This window comes from Paenibacillus sp. FSL R7-0216 (genome assembly GCF_037969915.1).
GTDB lineage: Bacteria > Bacillota > Bacilli > Paenibacillales > Paenibacillaceae > Fontibacillus > Fontibacillus rhizolycopersici.
In genome coordinates, this window is record NZ_CP150222.1 from 4,076,788 (window position 1) to 4,102,177 (window position 25,390).

28 protein-coding genes and 2 riboswitches are annotated in these 25,390 nt (G+C 51.2%); of the genes, 14 read left to right on the forward strand and 14 right to left on the reverse strand.

Annotation, left to right across the window (positions count from 1 at the left end):
- Positions 1-37: 37 nt before the first annotated feature.
- The gene (locus MKZ15_RS18700; protein WP_193417391.1) at positions 38-700 is read right to left on the reverse strand and encodes a TrkA family potassium uptake protein; all 663 of its coding nucleotides are present in this window, start codon (positions 698-700) and stop codon (positions 38-40) included.
- A gap of 16 nt (positions 701-716) precedes the next feature.
- Positions 717-2,060 (reverse strand): TrkH family potassium uptake protein, encoded by a 1,344-nt coding sequence (locus MKZ15_RS18705; protein ID WP_339817349.1) that lies wholly within the window; start codon positions 2,058-2,060, stop codon positions 717-719.
- A gap of 65 nt (positions 2,061-2,125) precedes the next feature.
- A riboswitch (cyclic di-AMP (ydaO/yuaA leader) is annotated at positions 2,126-2,296 on the reverse strand.
- Between the two features lie 350 nt (positions 2,297-2,646).
- On the opposite strand from MKZ15_RS18705, the gene MKZ15_RS18710 reads away from it, so the two are divergent.
- Positions 2,647-4,365, forward strand: coding sequence for a type II CAAX endopeptidase family protein (locus tag MKZ15_RS18710; protein WP_339822515.1), 1,719 nt, complete (start codon positions 2,647-2,649; stop codon positions 4,363-4,365).
- On the opposite strand, the gene uvrC is transcribed toward MKZ15_RS18710, so the two are convergent.
- Together uvrC and trxA are read right to left on the reverse strand one after the other, a co-directional pair.
- A complete protein-coding gene (uvrC, locus tag MKZ15_RS18715) occupies positions 4,322-6,139 on the reverse strand; it encodes an excinuclease ABC subunit UvrC (RefSeq protein ID WP_239483780.1) in 1,818 nt (605 codons plus the stop codon). The genes MKZ15_RS18710 and uvrC overlap by 44 nt on opposite strands.
- 144 nt (positions 6,140-6,283) lie before the next feature.
- Positions 6,284-6,601, reverse strand: coding sequence for a thioredoxin (gene trxA, locus MKZ15_RS18720; protein ID WP_193417388.1), 318 nt, complete (start codon positions 6,599-6,601; stop codon positions 6,284-6,286).
- A gap of 267 nt (positions 6,602-6,868) precedes the next feature.
- Between trxA and MKZ15_RS18725 the strand changes: the two genes are divergently transcribed.
- Positions 6,869-7,024, forward strand: coding sequence for a YqzM family protein (locus MKZ15_RS18725; RefSeq protein ID WP_155606199.1), 156 nt, complete (start codon positions 6,869-6,871; stop codon positions 7,022-7,024).
- A 100-nt stretch (positions 7,025-7,124) separates the two neighbouring features.
- On the opposite strand, the gene dnaI is transcribed toward MKZ15_RS18725, so the two are convergent.
- From dnaI to sinI, 3 genes are all read right to left on the reverse strand, one after another.
- Positions 7,125-8,078 carry a primosomal protein DnaI gene (gene dnaI, locus MKZ15_RS18730; protein ID WP_155606198.1) on the reverse strand — a complete coding sequence of 318 codons (954 nt, stop codon included), beginning with the start codon at positions 8,076-8,078 and terminating at the stop codon, positions 7,125-7,127.
- Between the two features lie 35 nt (positions 8,079-8,113).
- On the reverse strand, positions 8,114-9,661 hold the full coding sequence (locus tag MKZ15_RS18735) for a DnaD domain protein (RefSeq protein WP_193417386.1): 1,548 nt from the start codon (positions 9,659-9,661) through the stop codon (positions 8,114-8,116).
- Positions 9,662-9,869: 208 nt separating this feature from the next.
- Positions 9,870-10,043: an anti-repressor SinI family protein gene (gene sinI, locus MKZ15_RS18740; RefSeq protein WP_155606197.1), complete on the reverse strand. Its 174-nt coding sequence runs from the start codon at positions 10,041-10,043 to the stop codon at positions 9,870-9,872.
- A 39-nt stretch (positions 10,044-10,082) separates the two neighbouring features.
- A riboswitch (cyclic di-GMP riboswitch) is annotated at positions 10,083-10,167 on the reverse strand.
- A gap of 481 nt (positions 10,168-10,648) precedes the next feature.
- Here sinI and MKZ15_RS18745 point away from each other — a divergent pair.
- From MKZ15_RS18745 to MKZ15_RS18760, 4 genes are all read left to right on the forward strand, one after another.
- A complete protein-coding gene (locus MKZ15_RS18745; protein WP_339817350.1) occupies positions 10,649-12,238 on the forward strand; it encodes a hypothetical protein in 1,590 nt (529 codons plus the stop codon).
- A gap of 2 nt (positions 12,239-12,240) precedes the next feature.
- Positions 12,241-12,825, forward strand: a complete 585-nt coding sequence (locus tag MKZ15_RS18750) for a signal peptidase I (protein ID WP_155606196.1) — start codon at positions 12,241-12,243, stop codon at positions 12,823-12,825.
- Positions 12,826-12,942: 117 nt separating this feature from the next.
- Positions 12,943-13,530, forward strand: coding sequence for a TasA family protein (locus MKZ15_RS18755; protein ID WP_193417384.1), 588 nt, complete (start codon positions 12,943-12,945; stop codon positions 13,528-13,530).
- A 151-nt stretch (positions 13,531-13,681) separates the two neighbouring features.
- A complete protein-coding gene (locus tag MKZ15_RS18760; protein ID WP_155606194.1) occupies positions 13,682-14,017 on the forward strand; it encodes a helix-turn-helix domain-containing protein in 336 nt (111 codons plus the stop codon).
- A gap of 297 nt (positions 14,018-14,314) precedes the next feature.
- Here the strand turns inward: MKZ15_RS18760 and MKZ15_RS18765 are convergent, their stop codons facing one another.
- Positions 14,315-14,608 carry a YuiB family protein gene (locus MKZ15_RS18765; protein WP_155606193.1) on the reverse strand — a complete coding sequence of 98 codons (294 nt, stop codon included), beginning with the start codon at positions 14,606-14,608 and terminating at the stop codon, positions 14,315-14,317.
- Positions 14,609-15,041: 433 nt separating this feature from the next.
- On the opposite strand from MKZ15_RS18765, the gene hemQ reads away from it, so the two are divergent.
- On the forward strand, positions 15,042-15,788 hold the full coding sequence (gene hemQ / locus MKZ15_RS18770; RefSeq protein ID WP_193417382.1) for a hydrogen peroxide-dependent heme synthase: 747 nt from the start codon (positions 15,042-15,044) through the stop codon (positions 15,786-15,788).
- 52 nt (positions 15,789-15,840) lie between these two features.
- On the opposite strand, the gene MKZ15_RS18775 is transcribed toward hemQ, so the two are convergent.
- Positions 15,841-16,092, reverse strand: coding sequence for a hypothetical protein (locus MKZ15_RS18775; RefSeq protein WP_155606191.1), 252 nt, complete (start codon positions 16,090-16,092; stop codon positions 15,841-15,843).
- A 1-nt stretch (position 16,093) separates the two neighbouring features.
- On the reverse strand, positions 16,094-17,287 hold the full coding sequence (locus tag MKZ15_RS18780; protein ID WP_155606190.1) for an NAD(P)/FAD-dependent oxidoreductase: 1,194 nt from the start codon (positions 17,285-17,287) through the stop codon (positions 16,094-16,096).
- A 420-nt stretch (positions 17,288-17,707) separates the two neighbouring features.
- Between MKZ15_RS18780 and MKZ15_RS18785 the strand changes: the two genes are divergently transcribed.
- Positions 17,708-18,706: an NAD(P)/FAD-dependent oxidoreductase gene (locus MKZ15_RS18785; protein ID WP_339817353.1), complete on the forward strand. Its 999-nt coding sequence runs from the start codon at positions 17,708-17,710 to the stop codon at positions 18,704-18,706.
- 92 nt (positions 18,707-18,798) lie between these two features.
- Positions 18,799-19,047 (forward strand): hypothetical protein, encoded by a 249-nt coding sequence (locus MKZ15_RS18790; protein ID WP_155606189.1) that lies wholly within the window; start codon positions 18,799-18,801, stop codon positions 19,045-19,047.
- A gap of 53 nt (positions 19,048-19,100) precedes the next feature.
- Here the strand turns inward: MKZ15_RS18790 and sda are convergent, their stop codons facing one another.
- Both sda and MKZ15_RS18800 read right to left on the reverse strand, forming a co-directional pair.
- Positions 19,101-19,244: a sporulation histidine kinase inhibitor Sda gene (gene sda / locus MKZ15_RS18795; protein ID WP_155606188.1), complete on the reverse strand. Its 144-nt coding sequence runs from the start codon at positions 19,242-19,244 to the stop codon at positions 19,101-19,103.
- 224 nt (positions 19,245-19,468) lie between these two features.
- Positions 19,469-20,131, reverse strand: coding sequence for a YheC/YheD family protein (locus MKZ15_RS18800; protein ID WP_213623281.1), 663 nt, complete (start codon positions 20,129-20,131; stop codon positions 19,469-19,471).
- Between the two features lie 195 nt (positions 20,132-20,326).
- Between MKZ15_RS18800 and MKZ15_RS18805 the strand changes: the two genes are divergently transcribed.
- Complete coding sequence (locus MKZ15_RS18805) at positions 20,327-20,551, forward strand: hypothetical protein (RefSeq protein WP_155606186.1); 225 nt, start codon at positions 20,327-20,329, stop codon at positions 20,549-20,551.
- Positions 20,552-20,724: 173 nt separating this feature from the next.
- Positions 20,725-21,918 (forward strand): AI-2E family transporter, encoded by a 1,194-nt coding sequence (locus tag MKZ15_RS18810; RefSeq protein WP_244868491.1) that lies wholly within the window; start codon positions 20,725-20,727, stop codon positions 21,916-21,918.
- A gap of 51 nt (positions 21,919-21,969) precedes the next feature.
- Here the strand turns inward: MKZ15_RS18810 and MKZ15_RS18815 are convergent, their stop codons facing one another.
- Positions 21,970-22,326, reverse strand: a complete 357-nt coding sequence (locus MKZ15_RS18815; RefSeq protein WP_155606185.1) for an iron-sulfur cluster assembly accessory protein — start codon at positions 22,324-22,326, stop codon at positions 21,970-21,972.
- A gap of 211 nt (positions 22,327-22,537) precedes the next feature.
- On the opposite strand from MKZ15_RS18815, the gene mqnE reads away from it, so the two are divergent.
- Entirely contained in the window at positions 22,538-23,644 is a 1,107-nt protein-coding gene (gene mqnE, locus MKZ15_RS18820; RefSeq protein ID WP_155606184.1) for an aminofutalosine synthase MqnE, read from the forward strand.
- Between the two features lie 57 nt (positions 23,645-23,701).
- A complete protein-coding gene (locus MKZ15_RS18825) occupies positions 23,702-24,763 on the forward strand; it encodes an FAD-dependent oxidoreductase (protein WP_339817357.1) in 1,062 nt (353 codons plus the stop codon).
- A 27-nt stretch (positions 24,764-24,790) separates the two neighbouring features.
- On the opposite strand, the gene MKZ15_RS18830 is transcribed toward MKZ15_RS18825, so the two are convergent.
- Positions 24,791-25,033 carry a YuzB family protein gene (locus MKZ15_RS18830; protein ID WP_155606182.1) on the reverse strand — a complete coding sequence of 81 codons (243 nt, stop codon included), beginning with the start codon at positions 25,031-25,033 and terminating at the stop codon, positions 24,791-24,793.
- 78 nt (positions 25,034-25,111) lie between these two features.
- Here MKZ15_RS18830 and MKZ15_RS18835 point away from each other — a divergent pair, with 78 nt between their 5' ends.
- The gene (locus MKZ15_RS18835) at positions 25,112-25,357 is read left to right on the forward strand and encodes a NifU family protein (RefSeq protein ID WP_155606181.1); all 246 of its coding nucleotides are present in this window, start codon (positions 25,112-25,114) and stop codon (positions 25,355-25,357) included.
- The last annotated feature ends 33 nt before the right edge of the window (positions 25,358-25,390 follow it).

A 25,390-nucleotide genomic window follows, 5' to 3' on the forward strand; every position in this document is an offset into this window, starting at 1 on the left:
CATGTCACGCTCCAACTAGAGAAAGATGAATTACTTATTATTGCGTTAGGATCGTCTCAAATTGCTCGATATTCTTCTTCGCTCCGATAATTACCATGATATCGCCTTCGGTCAACTGGTCCATGGCAGTTGGCGCCACAAGGATACCGCCATCGCGGTGGATGGCCACGATACTGCAACCAAAACGGGCCCGCGGGTTGAGGTCGCCGAGACTTTTTTGGTTCAGGCAAGCGGGGACGTTCATTTCTACGATACTGTACTCCTTCGACAGCTCGATATAATCCAGCAGATTGGGAGTGACCAGCTGATGCGCAACGCGAATCCCCATGTCCCGTTCGGGATAGATGACCCGGTCAACGCCCAGCTTCTCCAAGGCCCGGCCGTGCAGAACGGATATCGCCTTGGCCACCACGGTATTAATGCCTAAATCCTTGAGCAGGATCGCCGCCAGGATACTCATTTGGATATCGTTGCCGATCGCCACGATCCCGCAATCGAAATTGCGCACCCCAAGCGACTTCAGTACCTCTTCGTCCGTTGCATCGGCGACGACGGCATGCGTTAGGTGGTCACTCATTTCCTCGACGAGCTCTTCATTCCGGTCAATGCCCAGAACCTCGTAGCCCAAGTCCATCAGCTCCAAGGCCAAGTTGGACCCGAAACGTCCGAGGCCGATCACTACAAACTGCTGTTTTTTCATAAACGATAATTTCCCCTTATCCAATAATGATTTTGCCTTCTGGGTGGCGATACAACTCTTTCCCTTTCTTCGGACCAATCGCATAAGCAAGTGTCAGCGGCCCTAGTCGGCCGGCAAACATCGTGAAGCTGATAATAATTTTACCGATCACCGTTAGTTTCCCCGTCAATCCCATCGTCAACCCGACTGTGCCGAAAGCGGAAGTCGTTTCAAATAAGATCGATAAGAAGCTCGCGTCTTCTGTGGTAGACAACACCATCGCCACCGCCACAACAAGGAACAACGCAAGCAACGTAATCGTCAAGGCTTTGAAAATCCGTTCCTCGGCCATCCGGTACCGGAACAGAACCAGGTCCGTACGTCCGCGAATCATCGAACCAACCGCGCCGACCAGAATCGTAAACGTGGTCGTTTTGATCCCGCCGCCCGTTGAGCTCGGGGAAGCCCCGATAAACATCAAGATGATCATGAAAAATTGCGTCGCTTGTCGCAGCGCTCCGATGTCCAGCGTATTGGCTCCCGCCGTACGCGGTGTAACCGATTGGAAGAACGATCCCCAAATCTTCCCGCTCCAGCTGAGAGGTTCAAGCGTCTTAGAGTTCGTGAATTCGAAAATGAAAACAACGATCGCTCCGATCACAATCAATGCTGACGTCATCGATAAGACCACTTTCGAATGCAGCGAAAGCTTCCGCCGCTTCCGAAACTCGAATACGTCGGACAGCACAATAAATCCAAGCCCGCCGGACACGATCAGAAACATGGCCACAAAGTTAACGATCGGGTCAGCGACGTATTTCGTTAAGCTTTGATAATCGCCAAACAAGTCAAAGCCCGCATTATTAAACATCGAGACCGCATGCCAAATCCCAAAGTACAAAGCTCTGCCAAACGGCATATCAAACGCCCAGCGAATCGTGAACAGAAGGGCCGCGCCGGATTCGATCATTAGCGAATACAACAGGACCTTGCGGATCAGCCGAACGATTCCCTCTACCGAATTTTGATTCATCGCCTCCTGAAGGAGGAGACGGTCCCTCAGTGAGATTTTTCGTTTGAGGACTAAGGAGAACAACGTGGCCATGGTCATAAAGCCGAGCCCTCCGACCTGGATGAGCAAAACAATGACGACTTGCCCAAAAGTGGAAAAATAGGTGCCGGTATCGACCACAACCAATCCCGTCACACAGGTTGCCGAAGTTGCCGTGAACAACGCGTCGACGAACGGCAACGTTTCCCCGGTCGTACTGGAGATCGGCAGCATTAGCAAGAACGCACCCAGCAAAATGATTAGTGCGAACCCGATCGTCAAGATTTGCGGCGGAGAAAGGCTGATTTTCTTAAAATGCAACTTGTTCACCTCATCGTTGTTATGAAAAAAGCACAAAAGAAAAAAGCACTGGAAATCCAATGCCTTTCGGTGTTTGGTTCCTGCTGCACAGGCCTACGAGGTTAGCTGACGGATTCGGACATGCACAGTTGCCCTATTCGCTGACACTTCCGCCGCTTCCTAGCCGGCTGCGCGAAGTTCTGCGAAATTCACCCCAAAAGATACGGTTCCCCCGTTTTCATTACGAAATTCGGCCGAGTTTCTTTTCAATTGTTTTCATTCATTTTTTCGTCAAATGGATTATATCCCTTATTTCCTTCCGCTACAAAGCTCTATTTTCATGAAAAAGAACAAAAAAGGGCGAAATGAAGGGGTAGAGGGATAAACTTCGCCCCGTATCTGAGCGATGCGAAAGCTTGCCGGAGTTATTGCCGTTTCTCGTCAATTTTGTCTCGCGTCTGGCGTAGGGGGGGCAGCTGTGTTATCTTTACTTTGACGTACTTGGGGGGAAATCATACCTCATCTATATAAAGAGTACGTGTTCAAAAAGTGAATTTTACCAAATAAAAAAGGAGTTTTGCGAGTGAGTTCCTCTTTGAAACCAACTGGCCGCAGGATGAAAACGAAGAATCTGTGGTTGCTGGCCGCTCTCGGATTCATTGTGTTTATCGCCGTTCAGTTGTTCCCAAGCACCGACTCGGAATCGCTGCAGCTGCAGCAAGCGGATGAGGTCATCAGTAAAACGAAAGCAGCGGCCAGCGCAGCTGAGTTCGCCGGGTCTGTCTTAAACCTGAATCTGTCTGAACCTATGAAGGATAAAGCCTTAATTACATACGAAACACGTTCCGATTTGTTTGGTTATTTGACCAAAGCCGATCTTCTGGCCCCTTACTTAAAAACATATGAAAAGAAGTTTCCTTATGACGTGTTCCGCGTCCGTTATAACGATCCCACCGAAGCGCTAAGCGCTGTGACCGTCGATGTCCACATGACGACCGGCCAAGTCGTCGGCTTTGAGGAGATCGCTTCCTCCAGCAACGCCAACAAGCAGATGATGCTTGATTTGGGCTCGGAAACCACCGATTCCATGAAGGCTTGGGAAGGCGATTTGACGTTAGCGGAGAAAGAACAGTTGGCGTTGCCTTTCCTGAACGCCTTTGGCTATAAAGCCGGCGATCTGGAGCTAGCCTCCGGCGAAGGGGATATCGGCCTTCAATATCTGATCAAAGGCTTCGCGTTAGGCGATTCGCAAGCGCAAATCAAGCTGAGTTACGAATACGGCGCCGTGTCCTCGATGGAGAGCTATTTTACCGTGCCGCAGGCGCACACGGACTACGTAGCCGGGCAAACAAAACTCGCCAATTGGCTCACGTATGCCGGTTACGCCCTGTTGACCTTCGTGCTGGCGATCCTGGCCATCGTATACAGCGCGATGACGCGGGCCCATACCTCGTTTAAACGCGGGATCTTCCTGGCAGCGGTCTACTTCGTGTTATCCACGTTGGGTACGATCAACATGATGCCGGTCTTTCAAAAAGACGGCCTCGAATCCGGCGTGCTCATATTCGGCTTCTTCTTCCAGGGGCTGGTCACGTTGTTCCTCGCCGCTTCCGTGTATTTCTCGCTGGTGGGCGGCGACGGACTGTGGCGGAAGAACGGGATCAACCTGTGGCCGCGGTCGCGGGAGGAAGGGTACGGCCGTTATGTGCTGACCTCGATGGCTGACGGCTACGCCTGGGCGTTGATCCTGCTGGGAGCCCAATCCGTCGTCTTCTTCATTCTGGAGCGTACGATTCATACGTGGTCGACAACGGATGCCACACAATCGCCGTACAATATGGTGTATCCGTTGCTGCTGCCGCTGCTCGCATGGGTAGCAGGGATCGGAGAAGAAGCGGTCTATCGCTTGTTCGGGATCCCGATGCTGAAGAAAATGTTCCGCAGCACCTTCATCGCCAGCCTGTTGTCGACCTTGATCTGGGCGTTCGGTCACACGTTGTATCCGATTTATCCGGTGATTTCTCGCCCAATCGAGTTGACCTTTATTGGACTGTTGTTCAGCTTCGTGTTCCTGCGTTATGGCTTCGCCGCCGTCGTCTTCTCGCACGTCGTCTTTGACAGCATTCTAATGTCGTTGAGTCTGATGTTTATGGGCGGAGCGCTGAACATCAGCGCCGGAATATTCTATATCGCCCTGCCGGCGATCGTAGCTTATGTCATTTACCTGTTCAACCCGCCGAGTAAGGAACGGAAGACCCCGCCGCAGCAGCAGCAAAAAGAGGAGCCGTTTTTCACGACTCCTCTGGCGGATCCTCGTCCCGAAGGGCATTTATAATCTCGTGGGCTAATTTTTCCCCGATAGAGAGAGGCCGAAAGTCTTCGACGGAGGCCTCTTTTATTTTTTTCAACGAACCAAAATGCTTCAACAGCGCCTTCCGGCGTTTCTCCCCGATCCCCGGGATCGCATCCAGTCGCGAAGTAACCATCGACTTGGCCCGCTGTTCGCGGTGGAACGAAATGGCGAAGCGGTGCACCTCGTCCTGAATCCGCTGCAGCAAGTAGAACTCCTGGCTGTCGCGCGGCAGATAAACCGGCTCCGGCGGATCAAACGCCATGAGCTGCGCCGTTTTGTGCTTGGCGTCTTTGACGAGACCGCACACCGGGATGAACAGCCCCAACTCGTTCTCCAGCACGTCAGTCGCGGCGGAAATCTGCCCTTTGCCCCCGTCGACCACGATCAGGTCGGGACGCGGCAGGTTCTCCTTCAGCACTCGCTCGTAACGGCGGCGGATGACTTCGCGCATCGTCTCGTAATCGTCCGGTCCTTGCACGGTTTTTACTTTATATTTGCGGTATTCCTTCTTGGCCGGTTTTCCGTCAATGAACACCACCATCGCCGAGACCGGGTTCGTCCCCTGGATGTTGGAGTTATCAAACGCTTCGATACGCGACACCGACTCCAGCCCGATCGCCTTGCCGAGGTTCTCGGCGGCCTTCGACGTCCGTTCCTCGTCCCTTTCAATCAGGCGGAACTTCTCGTCCAGCGAAACGCGCGCGTTCTCCTCGGCCATCTTGGTCATCTGCCGCTTCAAACCGCGTTGCGGCACCAACGTCTTGACGCCAAGCCACTCCTGCAGGGCGGTCGGGGCATCAATCGCAGTCGGATCGTCTTGATCCTCAGGCTGCTCCGGCAGCAGGATCTCTTGGGGCAGTGCCGGATTATCGCTGTAATACTGGGTCACATAGGACATGAAATCGCCGTAGGCATCCCCGTAGAACGGAAAGACCGACGCATGCCGCTCGATCATTTTCCCCTGGCGCATGTATAGAATCTGCACGCACATCCAGCCCTTATCCACAGCGTAACCAAATACGTCGCGATCCTTCGCGTCGTTCACCGTAATCTTCTGCTTCTCCATCAGCGCATCGATATTGATGATTTGGTCGCGTAATTCCTTCGCCCGCTCAAATTGCAACTCTTCGGCCGCCTCGTGCATTTTACGTTGCAGCTCTTTTTTGATCTCCTCATGCCCTCCGCTAAGGAACGAGGTGATTTCCTGGATCATCGTCTCGTACGTTTCCTTCGCCACCTCCTGCACGCAAGGCGCCAGGCACTGGCCGATGTGATAATACAGGCACACTTCCTTAGGCATCACGTTGCATTTGCGCAGCGGATACATGCGATCGAGCAGCTTCTTCGTCTGCTGAGCCGCGTACGCGTTGGGATACGGTCCGAAATATTTCGCTTTATCTTTAAGCACCCGCCGGGTAACTTCCAGTCGGGGATGCGGTTCATTCGTTATTTTAATATAAGGAAAAGTTTTGTCGTCCTTCAGCAAGATATTAAACCGCGGATGATATTCCTTGATCAGGTTACACTCCAGAATGAGCGCTTCCATGTTACTTCCGGTCACGATGTACTCGAAATCCCGGATCTCGGACACGAGCAGTTGGGTTTTTCCGTTATGACTGCCCGTAAAATAGGAACGAACCCGGTTCTTCAGCACTTTGGCTTTCCCGACGTAAATGATCGTACCTTCCTTGTTCTTCATCAGGTAACAACCCGGGGAATCGGGTAGCAGCGCCAGCTTGTGTTGGATTCGCTCCATCGCTTTCTCATAACTAGGCGTTTCGTTAGTGGGTGCGTCCAAGCTTCCTCCTCCTTTCTCCTCTCCATGTTAACGCAGAAAACGCCCCCGGCCCAAACCGGAGGCGTCATCCAAGGCGTCAAGCGACGCGCCTGATCGTCTGGATTATTGATGTTTAGAGATCAGGTTCTTCAACGTGTCCTTCGAGTTCAACCCGACGATTTTGTCGACAGGTTGACCGTCTTTGAACAAGATGAGTGTAGGAATGCTCATTACGCCGAAACGGGATGCCGTTTCCGGATTGTCATCCACGTTCAGCTTAGCGATCTTCACCGAGTCGCCTACTTCCGAAGAGAGCTCCTCCAGAATCGGAGCGATCATTTTACAAGGACCGCACCATGGAGCCCAAAAATCAACAAGAACCGGACCTTGCCCTTCGATTTCCGCGTTGAAGGACTGATCGGATACATTCACGATAGCCATGATAACTTCCTCCTTATTGGGGTTGCCCGTCCCGTACAAAAAAACGAGTTCCCGAGCAACTGGATAGTTGGACAAAAATGATGCAGACAGCCTGGAAAACAGCTGCCGAACCAATTATACCATACACCACTGAAAAAAAGAAAGTGCATGATAACGCCTTCTTTACAAAGTGAAAAGGGTTTGGTTATACTAAGAATAACCTGAAAACGGATTGTCTATGACATCTTTCATTGACGAGACGATTATTTCCTGAGGAGGCCCGTCGCCATGGATGCTAACACGCATGCGAACGATCCGCGGCAGCACATCAACGAAGAACCCCGCAACGATTTGTTTGATTTGATGAACGGCTTTTTTGGCATGTTGACATTGATGGCCGTGATTTTCTTCGGTATGGTCATCATTAAATTTATCGCCAGCTAAGCTGATTTGGCGGTAACAAGACCGCGAAACGAACGAAAGAGCCGGGCGTTTCCCTTCCAAGGGAAGCCCGGCTCTTTTTTCTCTGCCGTGAATGACACCTCTACGCCCGTCCTCGTTTATTCGTCCCGTTCACCTGCACGACATCGACGAATGGGGCAATCCGGTCCATTAACCGTTGGCCTTTATGCCGCTCTTCCCCATCCTTGCTCGTAAAGCTCAAATGCTTCTCCAGCGCGTTCAAGGAATAATTCGAGGTATAGAACGTCGGTTTACGGTTCATCCGGTAATTCAGGATCGCGCCCATCACATGGTCACGCGCCCACGGATTTAAGTTCTCTGCGCCGATATCGTCAAAGATCAGCAGGTCGACCTGCTTCATCATTTCCACGGTATCCCGCAGCTTATCGCTGTCTTGCAGCATGCTTTTCAGATCTTCCACGAACTCCGGCATATAGACGATAGCTCCAGAATACCCTTCCTTCGCCAGCTCGTGCAGTAAATAACACATCAAGAATGTCTTGCCTGTGCCAAATGGACCTTCCAGATACAGTCCTTTCGTTTGAAGGCCAGACTCCTTCGTCTCTTCAATGTAGCGAAATAATTGTCCGACGGCTGGAGCCCTCAGGCTATCCTTGGCCATAATTTCGACCGCATTGTACCCTTCCTCCAGCGCACGCTCATCCACATAGAAACTGTGAATCCGCTTCTTGACGGACAACTCGCGCTCATACTGAAGTTGCTTCTGGCAAGGGACCTGCCGATCCACCAGCTGCGGGCTGCCGCCCACCTGTTCGACCGTCAATTTCGTGAAGTGGCCGGGGAAGTCGTTGGGGCAGTTCGCAAGTCCCGGGCAATTGGCACAGTGCTTGCTGTCGTTTACATATTGATAAAGCTTAGCCATTCCGCGCGTCAATTGTTCCTGTCCGAGCTCCGGATAACGATTTCGAAGTTCCAATACCAGAGGGTCATTAAATAGACGCGCAGTCAGCTCCTCCGAGCGTTGTTTTAATTGCGTATTTTTCATCTGCGTAAGTATTTCCCCAAGGGATTCCATCGCGGTGTTTCACCTTCCCCCAAGCCCGAACGGATTCAGACTTCTTTTTTATGCTTTCCGGACTGCATGCGTTCCGCCATCTTGATCAATTCGGCAAATTCCTCTTCGGACACGGCGGTTTCCGCGCCGGTTCGCTCCACAATCGGAATTTCCGGCTTCGGCTTGGCCCCGCGGCCCCCATAGGTCCGCGCACGCCCTCCACTGGAAGTGCTGCCAGCCGCTTTCTCCTTCACCTTCTCCTTCACCTTCGACTGGTCACGGATATATTGCACCGCCTGCTCATACGTACTGATCTGCTTCAGCAGCATGTTGGCGGCGATCGCGTCGATGAAGTTACGGTTAATCCGTTGCTCTCCGCCCGAGGTAAGCAGCGACATCAAATAATGAATAAGTACGTTGATCACTTCACCGGGCAGCTTATAGTTCAAGTCGATCTTCTCAAAGATATCCAGCAGATTGTCCGGAATCGTCCCCGGGAAGAACGTCTTGAGCAGCCGGGTATACGGCTCATTTCGAAGCATCATATTATATTGGTGAATATCGCACTTGCTTTGGAACTGCGGCGGTACCTCCACATAATACTCCATTTGCACCGCAACTTCTTCCGTTACATTCCCAGAGGAAGAAGCAACTGCTTTCGGCTCTTCCCCGCGCAGCGCGACGATTTTGCCGTAGGCGACCTCGCGCTCCTCCTGCCGCCGCTTCCCCTGCCGGAACTGCAGATTGGCGATGTGCTGGAGGGCATCCAGCAGAATAGCGCCGCCTGGATCGAAGACACCATCTTCATCCAATAGCCTGCATAGATCCTGGATGCTCAGCTCATATTTGCGAGCGACAAAATTGACCACGCCCATCCCTTCCGGATCAAACCGAAGCGCCTCAACGAATGCCCGATTCTTCGATTCTCGAGGGAACCGTAGGATGATATCGGCGTAATTGATTGCTTCCTCCTCCTCTAAGGCCAACTTGAGACCCGGCTGTCTGGCCATCGACGTCTCGGCGATGGCCTGCTCCAGCTCATAATCGATGGAATGCGTATTCAGCTCGAATATCTCATAGAACGGTACCGTGATATTTTCCTTGTTCAAGGCAAGTCCTGACCACGCCACCGGTTCCTCACGGAACAACTGCTCCCGCAGAGACAATACGGCGAATTTGCCTATCTTGTCCCGCAGCAGCAGGGTCAGATGTTGGGTCCGGAAAAATTCGGCCGGCGCCAGCGGGGCTTGAAGCTCATATTCGTACATATAATCGTCGCTGTCCGGGACATACAGCCGGTTCGTCTGAAGAAGTCCAACCGCCTCGAGACGCGATGTTTGCTCGATCAGGAATTTCCGCCCTTTCTCGCTAGGATCTAGACCCAGGGTCAGAAACAGCTTCCGCTGCTGCTCCACGTCCGAATATCCGACCTGCTCCAGAGGAACCTGGTCCGCCAGCAGACGATAAAGCGAAATGGCAAACGCTCCTACCATCGGTTGATAGACCAACCCTAGCATCTTGCCATCGACGGGACTGAGACCGAAGTCACGGTATACGCAGTAACGGTGATTTTCGGTAAAATGCAGCATGTTGTTCATGCGCACGGCTTCATCGCTCCTTCCCTATCACGCACAAATAGACTTCCTCTATTTTAGCATAAAAGACGAAGTCCTGAATCGCCCCCACCTTACAAAAATCGCCCTTTTTCCGCTTGCTCCGCACCGGGACAACGATTTACGCCAGAATAGACAAAAAAAAGAACCGCCCCTCTTCCGACCTGGGACGATCCCTTACTCCCTCTTCCTGCGCAATCTATTCGTTATGTACATGCCATTCTGCTAAATGCGATCGATCTCCGGCCAAAAAGCGCCGAACCTCGTCAATGGAAATTCCCGCCTCCTTGGCCGTGGCGAGCAAAACCACCCACTCCGGATCGACGTTACCGGGGTACCGATCATAAACAATAACCTGGGCGGACTTCTTCAACAACAATCTCCTCCTAAGATCATTATTTTGGTTTTGTCCCCAGGCAGTCCAGCCATCCTAGTATCACTACCTTAGATCTGAGACTTTGTGCCCCTGCTTTTCAACAGGTTTACCCTTAACTGGTGCTTTTGTTTTGGCCGTTGGATCACGGGCTCTTAAGTCAGCAAGCTTTCCTGGTACCTATTATAATGGCCTGGTTTTGAAAAGTATGTCACTCTGCGTAGTCCATCTAACCCGTTTTCATCGAAAAGGTTAGCTTATTTTGTTTGATCGCTAACGATCTTGTCATTTACGGCAAAAAAACAGCCGTCAGCTTGGAAACCAAGACTTTGTTCCTTATAGTGAACGGTTTCCTGTGAAATTTCACGCAAAATGGAGTTATTTAAAGAAAAATTGAGATAATCGTTCTTTATTGAGAACAAATCGTTGGATTTGCGATTTTCCTTTTTTCGATCCTATCAGGTATATTCGAATCACGGAATTCGTTCTCTATAACGAACGTGTTAACGAACAAATAGCGACTTACCTAGAAAGGAGCGACTATTCTGCGAAGATCTCGTGCTGAAGTAATCCGCAAATTACGCAAAAAGCGGAAGAAACAAAATATGGTCAAATCGCTGCAATCCGGATTAATTCTCTCAACCCTGCTCTTGTGGACTTCTCAGCAGGTCGGAACGACCTTTGGCGAATTCACCAGCGTGCGCGAGGACAACTCGGAAATCAAGGCTTGCCGCGTATTTCCGAGCCAAATCGAAAGCCAGCTTGCATTGTTGGCCGAGCACCTGGAACGGGCCGCTTCCTTAAAAGGAAAATTAATCGGCGCGACCCTGACCCGCGCTGCGATAGATACAACGACTCCGATCTCGGCTCCGGTACTCCCGGACACGGTCGCCCCCGCTACACAGGCGGATCCATCCGCCACCGACGCGGTATTCTCTGGCGGCGACGAATCTGGTAGCTCGGAGGTTATCGCAGATTTCTCTGCGAGTCTGCAGATGGAGGCGGCCGCCGACGGGTTGTCGACGCGAATTAGCGAACTCAATGCCACGATTCAACAACTGCAGCAGCAGTTGGCGTTAAATCAGTCTATTTGGCAGGAGCTGATGCAGGAACTCGCCGCTGCGACAGCCGTTATTCACGGGCTAATGACCTCGCTGAATGATTTGGAGCCCAATTGCGCGGAGATCACGCAAACGACGCTGCTTGATCGCATTGCCGACCTCCTGAAGGGCAGTGGTTTACTGTCCGGCCCCCTTCGCGGCACGTTGCAAGAGATCCTGAGCTACTTGCGTTCCATCCAGCCTTCCGATTTGTCGATCTCGAGCGATGGATTCGCTGCCGTTACTATCGCCAGTCCGTTTGCCGGGATGTCAACTTATGACGATTCGACCTTTAGCAATCCGGTTGGCGGGGAAGATCTCGCCTATTTTGAGAGCGTGCAAGCCTCTCTGGAGTCCGCCATCGCCGGTTTAACTTCCGAAATCTCCGGTCTCGAAGCACAGCGAGCCCAATTGTTGGCAGAGGCAGAAGCGCAGCGACTGGCCGAAATTGAACGGGTGAAGCAGTTGGAGGAACAGAAAGCCAAAGAAGAAGCGGAACAAGCCGATAAAGACCCAGCCAACCCGGATGAAAACGTCGACCCCAGCGGCGACGACAATCAATCTGGGGAGGGACAGCCGGCGGAAGAAACACCTGAAGGTGAAGCCCCCCCTACGGTGGGCGAAGCTGGTGACGGGGCGGTTCAACCTCCTGCAGACGACGAGTCATCGGAGGACGCAGAGGGTGATGCTGCAGACGACGAAGTTACGGACGACAACGCTACGGAGGATGGCGCAGTAGACGAGGCAGATGACGAAGGTTCCTCCGACGAACAACCGCCGGCTTCCGACGATTCGGTGGGACACGAACCTACTCCAGATCATCCGAACCCACCGGCAGGCGGTGACCCCGTTGCTCTTCCGCCTGACGTACCTGGAAGCAACGACACGCCGGTGCTGGAATCTCCGCTGCCGCCCGCGCAGCCGGATCCGTTGGACGATTTGGTCCTGACGAAACCGGAGGATGAACTCCCGGTCAACGACGATGACGTGACGGACGACGAGGATGAGGAAGACGAGATGGACGATGAGACTGTCGAAAACTCCACCCCGTCTGCGGTCCCTACTCCCGCAACTCTATCGAAAGCAGGTGAATAAGCATGCGGATTCGTAAGTGGCTAGGGAACGCGCTGACGTTCCTGATGGCGGTGGCCTTTTTTACCGTGGCTGGCTCGGTCGTGCTCTCGAAAGCATCCGGCGGCGAACCGAATTTCTATGGATATCAATTGAAAACGGTTCTGTCCGGCTCGATGGAGCCCTCCATCCCTACCGGTTCCGTTGCGGCCATTAAACCTGGCGGCGATATGACCCGATTCACCGTTGGCGATGTCATCACCTTCCGGTCGAATGATGACAAACTGATCACTCACCGCATCGTCGAGGTGACGCACGACGAGCAAAGCGGGCAGGTGCTATACCGGACTAAAGGCGATAACAATGGGGCCGCTGACTCGGATCCGGTGAATCCAGCCAATGTCACCGGCGTTTATACCGGCTTTAATGTTCCTTACATTGGCTATGTATTAAGCTTCGCCGGGACGAAGACGGGAAATGTCGCTCTGCTGATTATCCCTGGGCTCCTCTTGTTCCTGTACGCGCTCGTTTCCCTATGGAAGGCGATCGCCGGTTTGGAGGATAAGAAACCAGACCCGAACAAAACACAGCCTGACGCCAAGGCATCCTAAAACGAGATTGACGCTTTCACCCAATTGAAGCAAGTATGATTCGGTTGTTCTCCTTATGTATTCATAAGGATGCAATATATAAAAAAAATCTTTTTAAAATCAGGGAGGAATTCAGGAATGGGTATCAAAAAGACATTAGGTTTCGGAGTAGCAACTGCAGCACTAGGTTTGACATTGATCGGCGGAGGCACGTTCGCATACTTTAGCGATACGGTAGAAACGACCGGGACGTTCGCCGCTGGTACATTGGATATCAACGCAGATCCGACGGCGATTGTGAATATCGGTAACTTGAAACCAGGCGACCATATTCCTCGTACGTTCAAACTCAAAAACGACGGCACACTCGATATCAAAGAAGTGCTGCTGAAAACGAGCTATACAATTACGAATAGAGCCGGCGCTCCAGCGAACACGGACGACTTCGGCAAACATATTAAAGTGAAATTCTTGTACAATTCCGACAAGTTGAATGACGTTATCTACGAAACTACGCTGTATGATCTGCAAAATCAAACTCCGGATGCCGTTGAAAGAGGCTTCTTCCTCGGGGAACGCAGCGGCTTGAGAGCTGGCTCCATCGATACCATGATCGTTGATTTTGAATTCGTGGACAACGGCCAAGACCAAAACCAATTCCAAGGCGACGCCTTGAACCTGAAATGGACGTTTGAAGCGAAACAAGGCGCTGGCGACGTCAAATAAGATCGGACCATCCGAAGCAGAACACCTTGCCCCGCTCCTGGGACTAAGGTGTTCTTTGCTTAGGTTAAATTCCGACTTAACGCCTTTGTCCGATCTCGTTTATTCTGATATAATGACATCAAAATTATTCTGATAGAAGGGCGACGGCTACATGGCAGAACATATTGGCGAGCGTATTCAGAAAATTCGGCAAGACCGAGGGTACTCCTTATCCGAGCTGGCGGAGAAGGCGGATGTGGCAAAATCCTACCTCAGCAATGTTGAACGCAATATTCAATCGAACCCCTCCATTTCCTTCATCGAGAAGATAGCCGACGCTCTAAACGTCTCGATCAACCTGCTATTGTATGGCGACCGCCCCGCACCGGAATTGCTTGATCCGGAATGGTCGGAGCTGGTACAGGAAGCGATGACTTCGGGCGTCAGCAAGAAAGAGTTTAAAGACTTCCTCGAATATCAGAAGTGGAAAAAAGACCAGCAGGAATAACGGTACACGCAGAAAAAAGCGCGAGACGCCAGGGACGATCCCATGACGATACTCGCGCTTTTGAACAACTTCCTAAAAGTGCATGTTCAAAAAGTCAGGTTTTCAGGACCGAGAAGGTTGGATGAAGCTAGGGACTGAGTAGCGCAGCGTACGTTTTAGGTACGTGAGCAACTGAAATGTTTCCGTAGGAAACATGCATCGGAAGCATATGCTTGGCCCGGCTGAATTCATGATTCGACGTCGAATCTACTTCTCATGCTCTGCTTCGTTATGGAAAGATGACTTTTTGAACCACCTTTAAAACATTTTGTAACCGCCTAACCGCAGTTTGCGGATGGTCCACCCGCTCAGAATCGCCCCGCACAGCCCGGCGAACGCCGTCAAATAATCAACCAGCCGGAACGACGCTAGGTAAGCGCCAAAGCTCCGATCATGATCCCATAGGGTGTACACCACAATCGGTAAAATCACGATAATGAAAACGTATGCCGGAAACCAGGTTGTTTTCATCAGCATATTCAGAATAAAGCCGATGCCGAACATCATCACGAAGAATAAAACCATCAGCACCAGTACGATGAGCCAACCCATCGCTCCCCCACCCTTCTAAAGGTCATTCAAAAAGGCATCTTTGGATCACGAAGCATTAAGATCGCATAATCGACATCGAATCTTGAACTCAGCCGGGTCTTCCGTTGCTCACGTACTCAAACGTACGCTCCGCTACTCAGTCCCTAGCTTCATCCAACCTTCTCGGTGCTCCTAACCTGCCTTTTTGAATCTTCATTGTAACGGTCATTCCAAAAGACATCTTTGGACGAGCACAAGGCTCGCTCGAACTATAACATAAATCACACGAAATCAAGCTAGTAGTTAGTTTACTAGATATTATGTAACGAAGCAATGAACTTTGCATGAAAATTAGATGAATCGATTTGCCCCGTTTAGGCACCTTGCGCTACAATAAGAAGCGTAATGTACGATTCGTGAATGAGGATCAGAATCTATCTAGGAGTGATTATACATGAATGAAGCTACCCTAACCTTGGAAGGTTGGTATGCGCTTCACGATTTCCGCACCATCGATTGGACCGCCTGGAAAGCGGCGGATGACGAGGAGCGCGCTGGAGCTCTGGAGGAGCTGCACACGTTTCTGAAAGATTGGAACCAGATGGAAGAATCCAAGACGGGCAGCACCGCCGTGTATTCGATCGTCGGCCAGAAAGCCGATATCGTGTTCATGCACCTGCGCGAAAGCTTGGAAGAGCTGAACGCATTGGAAACGGCCTTCAACAAAACGACCTTTGCTGAGTATACGACCAGAGCATACTCTTACGTCAGCGTTGTTGAGTTAAGTAATTATCTTGCTTCCGGCGGCGGTGACCCGAAGGCGAACCCCGAGGTGATGGCGCGGTTGCAGCCGATCCTTCCGAAATCCAACCATATTTGCTTCTACCCGATGAACAAGAAGCGGGAGCTGAACGATAACTGGTACATGCTGTCGATGGACGAGCGTCGCGAGATGATGCGTAGCCACGGCCTGATCGGCCGCAGCTATGCCGGCAAAGTGAAGCAAATCATTACCGGCTCCGTCGGCCTCGACGACTGGGAATGGGGCGTGACTTTGTTCTCCGATGACGCGCTGCAGTTCAAGAAGCTGGTTTATGAAATGCGATTTGACGAAGTCAGCGCGCGTTATGGCGAATTTGGTGCCTTTTATGTTGGCAACCTGTTAAATGCCGAGCGGTTAGACGATATGCTAAAGCTGTAACTCACACAACTAAAGAAGGGTGTGCCTGCTCCAATGAGCGGCACACCCTTTTCTATTCTTTTCCTTCTTGTTCGGCCTCTAGCGATTTCAAGAACTCCGCCGTTGCCCGATCGCGATCACGGCTCTTCTCCTTCAAACGTTCGATGGCCGGCAGAATGAGAAGGTCAACTTCCTTCTGGACCGTATAAGCGAAATCGTATTGCTGCTGCGATTCCAGATAAGAGCCCACTTCCATCAAGGCGTTATAGCGATCCAGTTCCTCCCGTGTTAGCAGTCCCCGAACCTGTACGCTGCAATGACGCATCTCAGAAGAATCTTCCTTTTTTCAGTACGAGCGGAATCCCGCCGATAATGAAGAGATAACGCATATCGACCAACTTCTTCAATTGAGCTGCAACCCAGCCTTTGTACTTCTTGCCAAATGCGCTGGCAACAGCTTCCCCTTTGCCAAGCGAAGCCACCGTTCCTTTGTTGCTGAACACAAATTTCTTGAGGTCCTTGCCGCGGATCGACGCCACCACGTTTTGTGCGCAAGTTACCCCTTGCTGCATCGCGATTTGCGCTGTTGGTGGGTACGGACGACCCTCCGGATTGAACATCAGCGAGTTATCTCCAATGATAAACACGTTGTCATGGCCGGGTGCGCGCAAATAATCGTCGATTTTCACCCGTCCGCGCGCGGTCTCGAAGCCTGCCGCCTCGATCAGACGGTTGCCCCGGATTCCCCCGGTCCAAACGACCGTTTGCGACTTAATTTCTTCACCGGTGGCCAAAATAACACCATCCGGCGTGCATTCCTTGATCGCTACGCCGATTTTGAACTGAACGCCCTTCTTCTTCAGCACGTCCATCGCGTACTCAACCAGTTCAGGATCAAAGCCCGGCAAAGCCGTTGGCGCAGCTTCAACATTGTACACATTCACGAAGTTCGGATCCACGTCGTATTCCTTGCACAGCTGCGGGATCCGGTCGGCCAACTCGGCCACGAATTCGATGCCGCTGAAGCCTGCGCCGCCGACCACAAAGTTCAGGCGGTCGGTCCGGCTTTCGTCCATTTTGTACATTGCGAATTGATATTCGATATGCTGACGGATCAGGCGAACGGAATTGATGCTGCGGATCGTCATCGCATATTCCGTTAACCCTGGAATGCCAAAAGATTCCGGCTCGCCGCCCAGCGCGATAATCAGATAATCGTAAGAAAGCGTTCCGTCCTGCAGCACGACCTTCTTGTCGGCCAGACGAATTTCCTGTACGTTCGATTTCACAAGGTCGATTTTGAATTCGTCAATTAATTTGGAAATCGCCACTCGGGTATGTTCGATGGAGTCTGTCCCGGCAGCCGGCATATGCAGATGTGTCGTAAAATAATGATAGTCGTGCCGATTCACCAGGGTGACGTCCGCTTCATTGTAATTCAACTCTTTCTGCAGCCGCTGCGCGGTAAGAATGCCGCCATAACCCGCACCAAGAATTACAATTTTGGGTATGGTACTCATGTATTTGTTCTCCTTCCAATTTTGCACACTCTATATTTGAATTAAACCAAAAAACGCAATGTGAAAATTAACACATAAAAAACCATTCTTTCGTACCATATTCCACCGTTTCATGTAATCAGAGACATTTGTCACAACTTAGTTTAACCCTTATTTGTAGGATGATCAAAAGCCTTCTGTCGTATAATCATAAATGTACTTTTTTCGTCACAAATATGAGTGCATACATTTGAATGATATCGACTTTTGCCTAAAAGATCAAGTCTTATTTTACCTGTAACTATAGGACTTTCAACGGATTATTTTCCATATTTTCGACAGTTTTGATCTTACCTTTGCAAGTAGGGGTGTGACGATTATAATAAAGTAGAATTGACATTATAGCTAAAGAAAAAGAAACCATCTGGAGGTGTTTGGCCCGTGTCATCCCAAAACAACGCCGAATTCACTGATCTCCTGATTATCGGGGGCGGACCGGCGGGCATGTTTGCCGCATTTTACGGCGGAATGAGAAAAGCTTCCGTCAAACTGATCGAAAGTATGCCTCAGCTTGGGGGGCAAGTAGCTGCCCTCTACCCTGAGAAATATATTTATGACGTGGCCGGCTTTCCTAAAGTGACGGGCCAGGAGCTGATCAACAACTTGAATGAGCAGTTAAAGCTGTTTGAGCCGGACATTCGTCTGGAGGAACGGGTGCTGCAGATCGAGAAGAAAGAGGATCGCCATTTTGTGGTGACGACCGACAAGGACGTACACTATGCGCGTGCTTTGATCATTACCGCGGGAGTTGGCGCCTTCGAACCACGTCGTCTTGAACTGGAGAATGCCTCCCGTTTCGAGAAAACCAATCTGCACTATTTCGTCAGCGACATGAACCGGTTCAGCGGAAGGAAAGTTTTGATCAGCGGCGGCGGTGATTCCGCTGTCGACTGGGCGCTGATGCTGGAGCCGATCGCCGAGCAGGTCACGTTGATCCACCGCCGCGACAAATTCCGGGCGCATGAGCATAGCGTTGAGAGACTGATGGCTTCCCGGGTGCAGGTCATTACGCCTACGGAAATCGCGGAGCTGCATGGCGACGAGCGAATCGAGCGCGTCACACTGGCAGACGTAAAGACGAAAGAAACCCAAGAGATCGCCGTGGACGACGTTATCGTCAATTTTGGGTTCGTCTCCTCCCTGGGACCCATCGCTGAATGGGGTCTCGACATCGAAGGCAACGCCATTGTCGTCGATTCTCGGATGGAAAGCTCGATTCCCGGCATCTTTGCCGCGGGTGACATTACGACATATCCCGGCAAATTGGACCTCATTGCGGTAGGATTTGGCGAAGCGCCGACAGCGGTCAACAATGCCAAGGTCTACATCGATCCGGAAGCGAAGCTGTCTCCGGGACACAGCAGCAACATGAAGCTGTAGTTATATAGAGGCGCTTCGCGTTTTACATGTTCTGACAAAGAAAAGGGTATCTTAACTTTACGGAAGATTATGCCGTAAAGGAGAGATACCCTTTGCCATTTATATGCCCGTTATGCAACGGCTTGGCTGCTATGACCGCCACCTGCCCCGATTGCGGATACGTTCTGGAGAATGCGGGAAAAAAAGAAGACTACGCCGGGCCTTACAGCCCTTACGGTTCCGCTGACCAATATACTTCAGCTATCTCCGCGCGTATTCCTTCCGGCTGCGAACATGTCGTGCAGTGTCCGCATTGTCATGAAGCTTATATATATCATGTCAACGCCTGGCAGGCGCCTTGATGGTTGGGGATAACTTCATAAATAAACTGGGAGATAGCCAGGTTGTCCACAATTCAGTGCAGAACGGACGGCGCGGCAAGCTCTAATTCGCGTTTGCGGATTTCTGCTAACAGCAGTGCGATAAACTCCCGATCCAATTGCAGTTCGGTCGCCTTCTGATAGGATTCTAGGAGCAGCTCATTCGTTAACAGCGCCATTGATAACACATCCTTTCTAGTATTTTCCTCATCATAACAGGAAAAGTTTAGTAGAACAAGTGTTCCGGTTATCCACAAACGCCTGTGGAAATCCTGTGAATAACGTGTTAGTAATTATCGAAAAGCGTTGAAAAAACTAATGGGATAATGTGGATAAAAGTTATTCACAGGACATTTGTTCCCATAATTCTCCAAAATTTTTTTTGATTTTTGTCTATCTCAGCTTATTGCGGCCGTGTGTTCACCTCAAAAATCCAGATCTTCCCGCTCCGGTCTACGCCATAATCAAACCCTAATTGACCAATCCCCGGGAACCGGGACTCCAATATTTGTACACACGTATTAGTCAACGAGCGCATCTCCCGCCGTTTATGTCCGGAAGCTCTGCGGCTTAACGAGCGGCCGAGCCCTTCCCGTGCACTGAGCATCGTTCCGCCTTTACACAAATTGGTTACGAACAGCCCGGGACGAGCCAAACGGCCGACCATGGAACGATACACCCAGGCTCCGTTCTCTTTAACGACTTTCACTCGGTAGTCGATCGGTCGTCCGGCGATCCGGGCCAAATGAATCCCTTGCTGGATCATGTACTTGCGCCCAACCTTCACTCGGTTCAATGCCCGGTACATCGCCTCAAAGCTTCCAAAGCCATACCTCCGGGACATGTACGTAAAAGCATAAACGCCGCCAGCATAAGTCACTTTAATCACGCCATAACCCCCGCCGCCGCGGAGCGGCTTAATCACGACCATGCCGAACTGATGCAGCATGCTCCTTAACGAATCGGCACCGTACAATCGGGTTTGCGGTATGTGGGCGGCCACGTCCGCGTTGCTTAGAAGCGCCTCGGTCTTGAGCCATTTGTTGGCCAATTGTCTTCCCGCCATGACACCATCCCCTTTCTCGCACTATACGATATATTACTCATTTGTAGATTGATATTCTTGGATGATTGTCCAAGGCGTAAGCCCTTTCTCCGCCGCGTCCGTCCACAGGCTCTTTCTATGCAAAAGGAGGGATTTCGCGTATATTAAGGGGGGACATTGGTCTATACCTAGCAGAGGAAGGGGAAATCAAAAGCTTTGAATACGGGGAATTCTTCGTTTGAGGCGAATCTGTTTGAAGTGCTGTACTGGTTTGCCATGATCGCCATGTCGCTGGTGCTGGCAGGCATCACCGTCGCTTTGTTCCTCACGGGCTTGAAAATGGCCAAGACGACGCGCAAAGGCCTCGGAATGGGATGTATCGTTTTTTCTCTGGCCGCAGCCTCCCTGGTCGTCATGATGGTGAATCGGCAATTTTTCTAAAACGGGTTGGGACAACCGCCTGACCGCTGATAAAAGGCTCGGGTCAGCGCCTGTGGGCGAGGGCCGGGCTTTTTTCCATAAAATTGTGGAAACCAACTCCCTTATAAACGTATTACTACATAGAAATCATCGTAGCTTGGATAGCAAAGGAAGATACAGGAGGGTCATAAGGCATGGGAAGTACGCAACCCTGGGGAGACCGATTTAAGAGGTTTTTTCTAAATAACCGATTCGTGGTATTTCTGCTCGTCGTTTTACTGATTGGCTTAAACATTCTGGTATTCGCCAAAATCCCGTTTGTGTTCAAACCGCTTACGGTACTGTTAAAAACCGTACTGCTGCCGATTCTGCTGACCGGGGCGATCTATTATCTGCTGAACCCGCTGGTCGATTGGCTGGAGACTAAGCGAGTCCGCCGAGTCTACACCATTACCGGCTTGTATCTGTTTATCGCAGGGATCCTTACGGTGCTGATTATGACCGTTATCCCGTTAGTTCAGGAGCAGATCACGAGTTTAATCGAAAATTTGCCGAAATATATAGCAGAGGTCCAGCGGCAGTTCGAAAGCTTGATCGGCAGCAACTTTTACCATCAGGTCCAAGAGTCTACCGGCTTTAATCTCGAGGACCTGTCGAACTCGTTGTCCGAGCAAGGAAATTCCCTACTGAACAACGCCTGGTCGGGTCTCGGTGGATTTCTGGGCGCGATCAAGAACGTCGTGCTGGCGATTGTCACCGTGCCGTTCATTTTATTTTATCTGTTAAAGGACGGCAAGAAACTGCCGAAATTCATCCTGCGTTATGTGCCTGTTCGCTTCCGTGATCAAACCCATCACGTGATGACCGAGATGAATGGCCAAATCAGCTCCTACATCCGCGGGCAAATCATCGTCAGCTTCTGTATTGGGGCGCTGATGTACGTTGGCTTTCTGATCATCGGCCTGGATTACTCCCTGACACTCGCCATCATCGCTTCATTCACGAGCATCGTACCGTACCTCGGACCGGCCATCGCGATTACGCCGGCGATCATCGTTGCCATCGTCACGTCACCGATCATGCTGTTGAAGCTGATCGTCGTGTGGACAGTCGTCCAGCTGATCGAAGGCAAGTTCATCTCGCCGCAAATCATGGGGAAGACGCTGCGCATCCATCCGATTACGATCATCTTCGTCATCCTGACCGCCGGCAATCTGTTTGGCGTGCTGGGCGTCATCCTAGCCGTGCCGGGTTACGCCGTGTTAAAGGTCATCTTCACCCATTTGTTCCAATGGTTCGAACGGCGCTCCCATTTGTACGAGGAGACAGATGGTCCTGTTACTGACCAAAATGTAGATCCCGCGACCGAGGACAAATTGCCACAATAAACAAGAGGGACTCTTCCAGATGGAAGAGTCCCTCTATATGCGTTCTTCGTATCAATCGCAAGCTTGCGGTTGACCTTCCTCGTCCTTAAAGCGGAACGATTGGCCGCAGCCGCAGGTGGCGATGGCGTTCGGGTTGTGGATGGTGAACCCGCCGCTCATGCCGGATTCCTTGAAGTCAATCTCCAGGCCGTTCAAGAAGCGGATGCTCTCCTTATCTACAACTACCTTAAGCCCTTTGATGTCCAGGTATACATCTTCTTCGCTCTCCTGATCATCAAGACCCATGCCATAGGAGAAGCCGCTGCAGCCACCGGGATTTACTCCGACTCGCAGGAACATGTTTGGGGTTTCTTCTTCATCTAACATATCTTTAATCCGCGCCATAGCGCTGTCGCTAATGGTAATCATCGTGTACTCACTCCTTAAAAGTTCGTCAACTATACATAAATTATACTCCTTCTCCCCCTCCCGCTCAACAAATGGTGATATTTCTTGTTGCCAATTCCTTTTCTTCTCCTAAGTCTTATTGCCCGCTTGGGATGTGAGGTTTATAATAGGTAGGTAATTCATACAGTAAGAATACGAGGCATTTCATGCATTTGGAAACGGAGGGAACGTCATGTTTACTGTAGTCACCCCAAACACCGATAAGAGAATGGCCGAAATTGTGGACAAAGTCCGGCAAGGCGAACGTCTCACCCTCGAAGACGGTGTCTATTTATATGAAAGCGATGATATATTGACCATTGGACAATTAGCCAATGAAGTGAATTTGCGCAAGAACGGCAAGAAAGTGTATTTCATCGAAAATATGAGCCTCTACTTCACGAACGTCTGCGAATCCCACTGTGCATTTTGCAGCTTCCGCAAGGATCAAGGAGAAGAAGGGGCTTATACGCTTTCCGGGGAGGAAATGGTCGCTTACGTGAAGCAGCATATCACCCCGGGCGTCCGCGAGTTTCATATCGTAGGCGGACATAACAACCATGTTCCGTTCCAATATTACGTCGATTCTCTTAAAGCGATGAAAGAGAATTTCCCGAACGTCACGATCAAGGCCTATACGGCGGCGGAGATCGAATTCTTCACTCGGATCAGCGGCCTGAGCACGAAGGAAGTGCTGCTTCAATTGCAGGCAGCCGGCCTTGAATCATTAACCGGCGGTGGCGCGGAAATTTTGTCCGACCAGTACCGGGAAAAGATGAAGGTCGAGAAAGCCAACGTCGACCAATATCTGGACGTCCATCGGACCGCGCACCAGCTCGGAATGAGAACGCCAACCACCATGCTATATGGCTCAATCGAATCCTATGAGGACCGGATCCGCCATATGATTCAAATCCGCGACCTGCAGGACGAAACGGGCGGGTTCCAGGTCTTTATCCCCCTGTCCATGCAGCCGCGCAATAAGAACGCCAGCATTATGCGCCGCAACTCGGCTTACGAGGATCTCAAGACGATTGCCATCAGCCGGTTGATGCTGGACAACATTCAGCACATCAAAGCTTACTTTATCAATATCGGCGTTCAGTTGACGCAAGTGGCGTTGACCTTTGGCGCTTCAGACGTACACGGCACGATCCTGAAAGAGCAAATCAGTCATGCGGCCGGCGCGCAAACCCCGGAAGGGCTGACGTTAAAGGAATTGATCTGGCTAGTTAAAGGTGCTGGACGCATCCCAGTTGAACGGGATACCTTCTACAACGAGCTTCGGGTATACGAATAATTCCGTCCGGTAGTGAGCCCGCGGCAATTTCACGGCAAAAAAGGGGAATCGTCACGTATGAGGCAATTCGTTGTGCTTGGAGGAGGATATGGGGGGACGGCCGTCATTCATGAGCTGTTTAAAGCTCCTATTCCTTCGGATGTGCAAGTCGTCTTGGTCGACCGGATGCCTTACCAGAGCCTGAAGACCGAATATTATGCGCTGGCGGCCGGGACGGCCAGCGATTATGAATTGCGCGTCCCCTTTACCGCTTACCCCGGCCTGGTTCTGTCATACGGCGAAGTTGAAGCCGTCGATATGGACCGGCAGTTGATTCATTTCGCGGAGGGGGATCCGCTGGAATATGACCAGCTCGTCATCGCATTAGGTTGTACCGATAACTATCACCATGTCCCCGGCGCTGCCGAGTTTTCGTGCAGTATCCAGTCGTTTGCTTCGACTCGTGAAACCTATATGCGGCTGAACAATACGAAACCCTATGGGAAAATCAACATCGTTGGCGGAGGACTAAGCGGCGTGGAATTAGCCGCCGAGTTGCGGGAAAGCCGTCCGGATTTGAACATTTCGATCATCGACCGCGGCTCTCGCTTGCTTTCCGCTTTTCCGGCGAAGGTGTCCGATTATGTCGCCAAATGGTTCCACGAGAATGACGTCGAGATGCGATCGATGATTTCGATTCAGGCCGTGGAATGCGACGTGATTCACCATGAGCAAGGGGAAATCGACTCCGATGTGACCGTGTGGACGGCCGGGATTCAACCGGCAGCGATCGTGCAAGCACTGGACGTAACCAAAGATCGGCAAGGACGCGTTGTATTGAATGAATTTTATCAGATTCCCGAACACCCTGAGGTGTTCGTCTGCGGCGATTGCGCAAGCTTGCCCTTCTCGCCGAGCGCCCAGGCGGCCGAAGCCCAAGGCGCTCAGATCGGACAAATTACCGGGGCTTTATGGCGGGGAGAGACGCCGCGGTTATCGCAGATTAAGCTTAAGGGAACGCTGGGCTCGTTAGGCAAAAAAGCCGGGTTCGGCCTGATGGGCCGAGCACAGGTTACAGGCCGCGTCCCGCGTCTGCTCAAAAGCGGCGTACTATGGATGTCCAAACATCATATTGGATAAACGAAGGAAGGGAGCGTAGCCAAGGCCTCAAGTGGCCTCCGGATGTGTCTCCCTGATTTTTTGCAGGATCCGTTCCGCGAGCTGCTCAGCGTCTTCCCCTTCTACCTGCTCCCCGTCAACCAGCACGTACGGGAACAGATAACAGGTACCGCAAGCGGTTAGGCAGCCGTATTCATATACGTCGCAATCCACTTGTTCCTTCACTTGCCGGATCGCTTCCCCTGTACCTAAACTGGCGTTATTCGCACAAAATTCAAGGATCGGTTTCATCTTCCGTCCTCCCCATGAAGAAGCATTTAAATTTTTGACTTTTTGTAATATAATAAGGCAAGAAAGGAGTTGAATACAATGAGTGAAAGCGTACAAGATCAATTGTATGATGAAGTATTAGAAGTTTTGGACAAACTGCGGCCTTTCCTGCAGCGTGACGGTGGCGACGTTGAACTCGTCGACGTTGAAGACGGCATCGTGAAGCTGAAATTGATGGGTGCCTGCGGTAGTTGCCCAAGCTCCACCATCACCCTCAAAGCCGGGATCGAACGCGCCCTGTTTGAAGAAGTAGAAGGCGTGGAAGAGGTCGTTCAAGTATTCTAACTTTGCAATCCATGAATGATTAGCTCTTCAGCA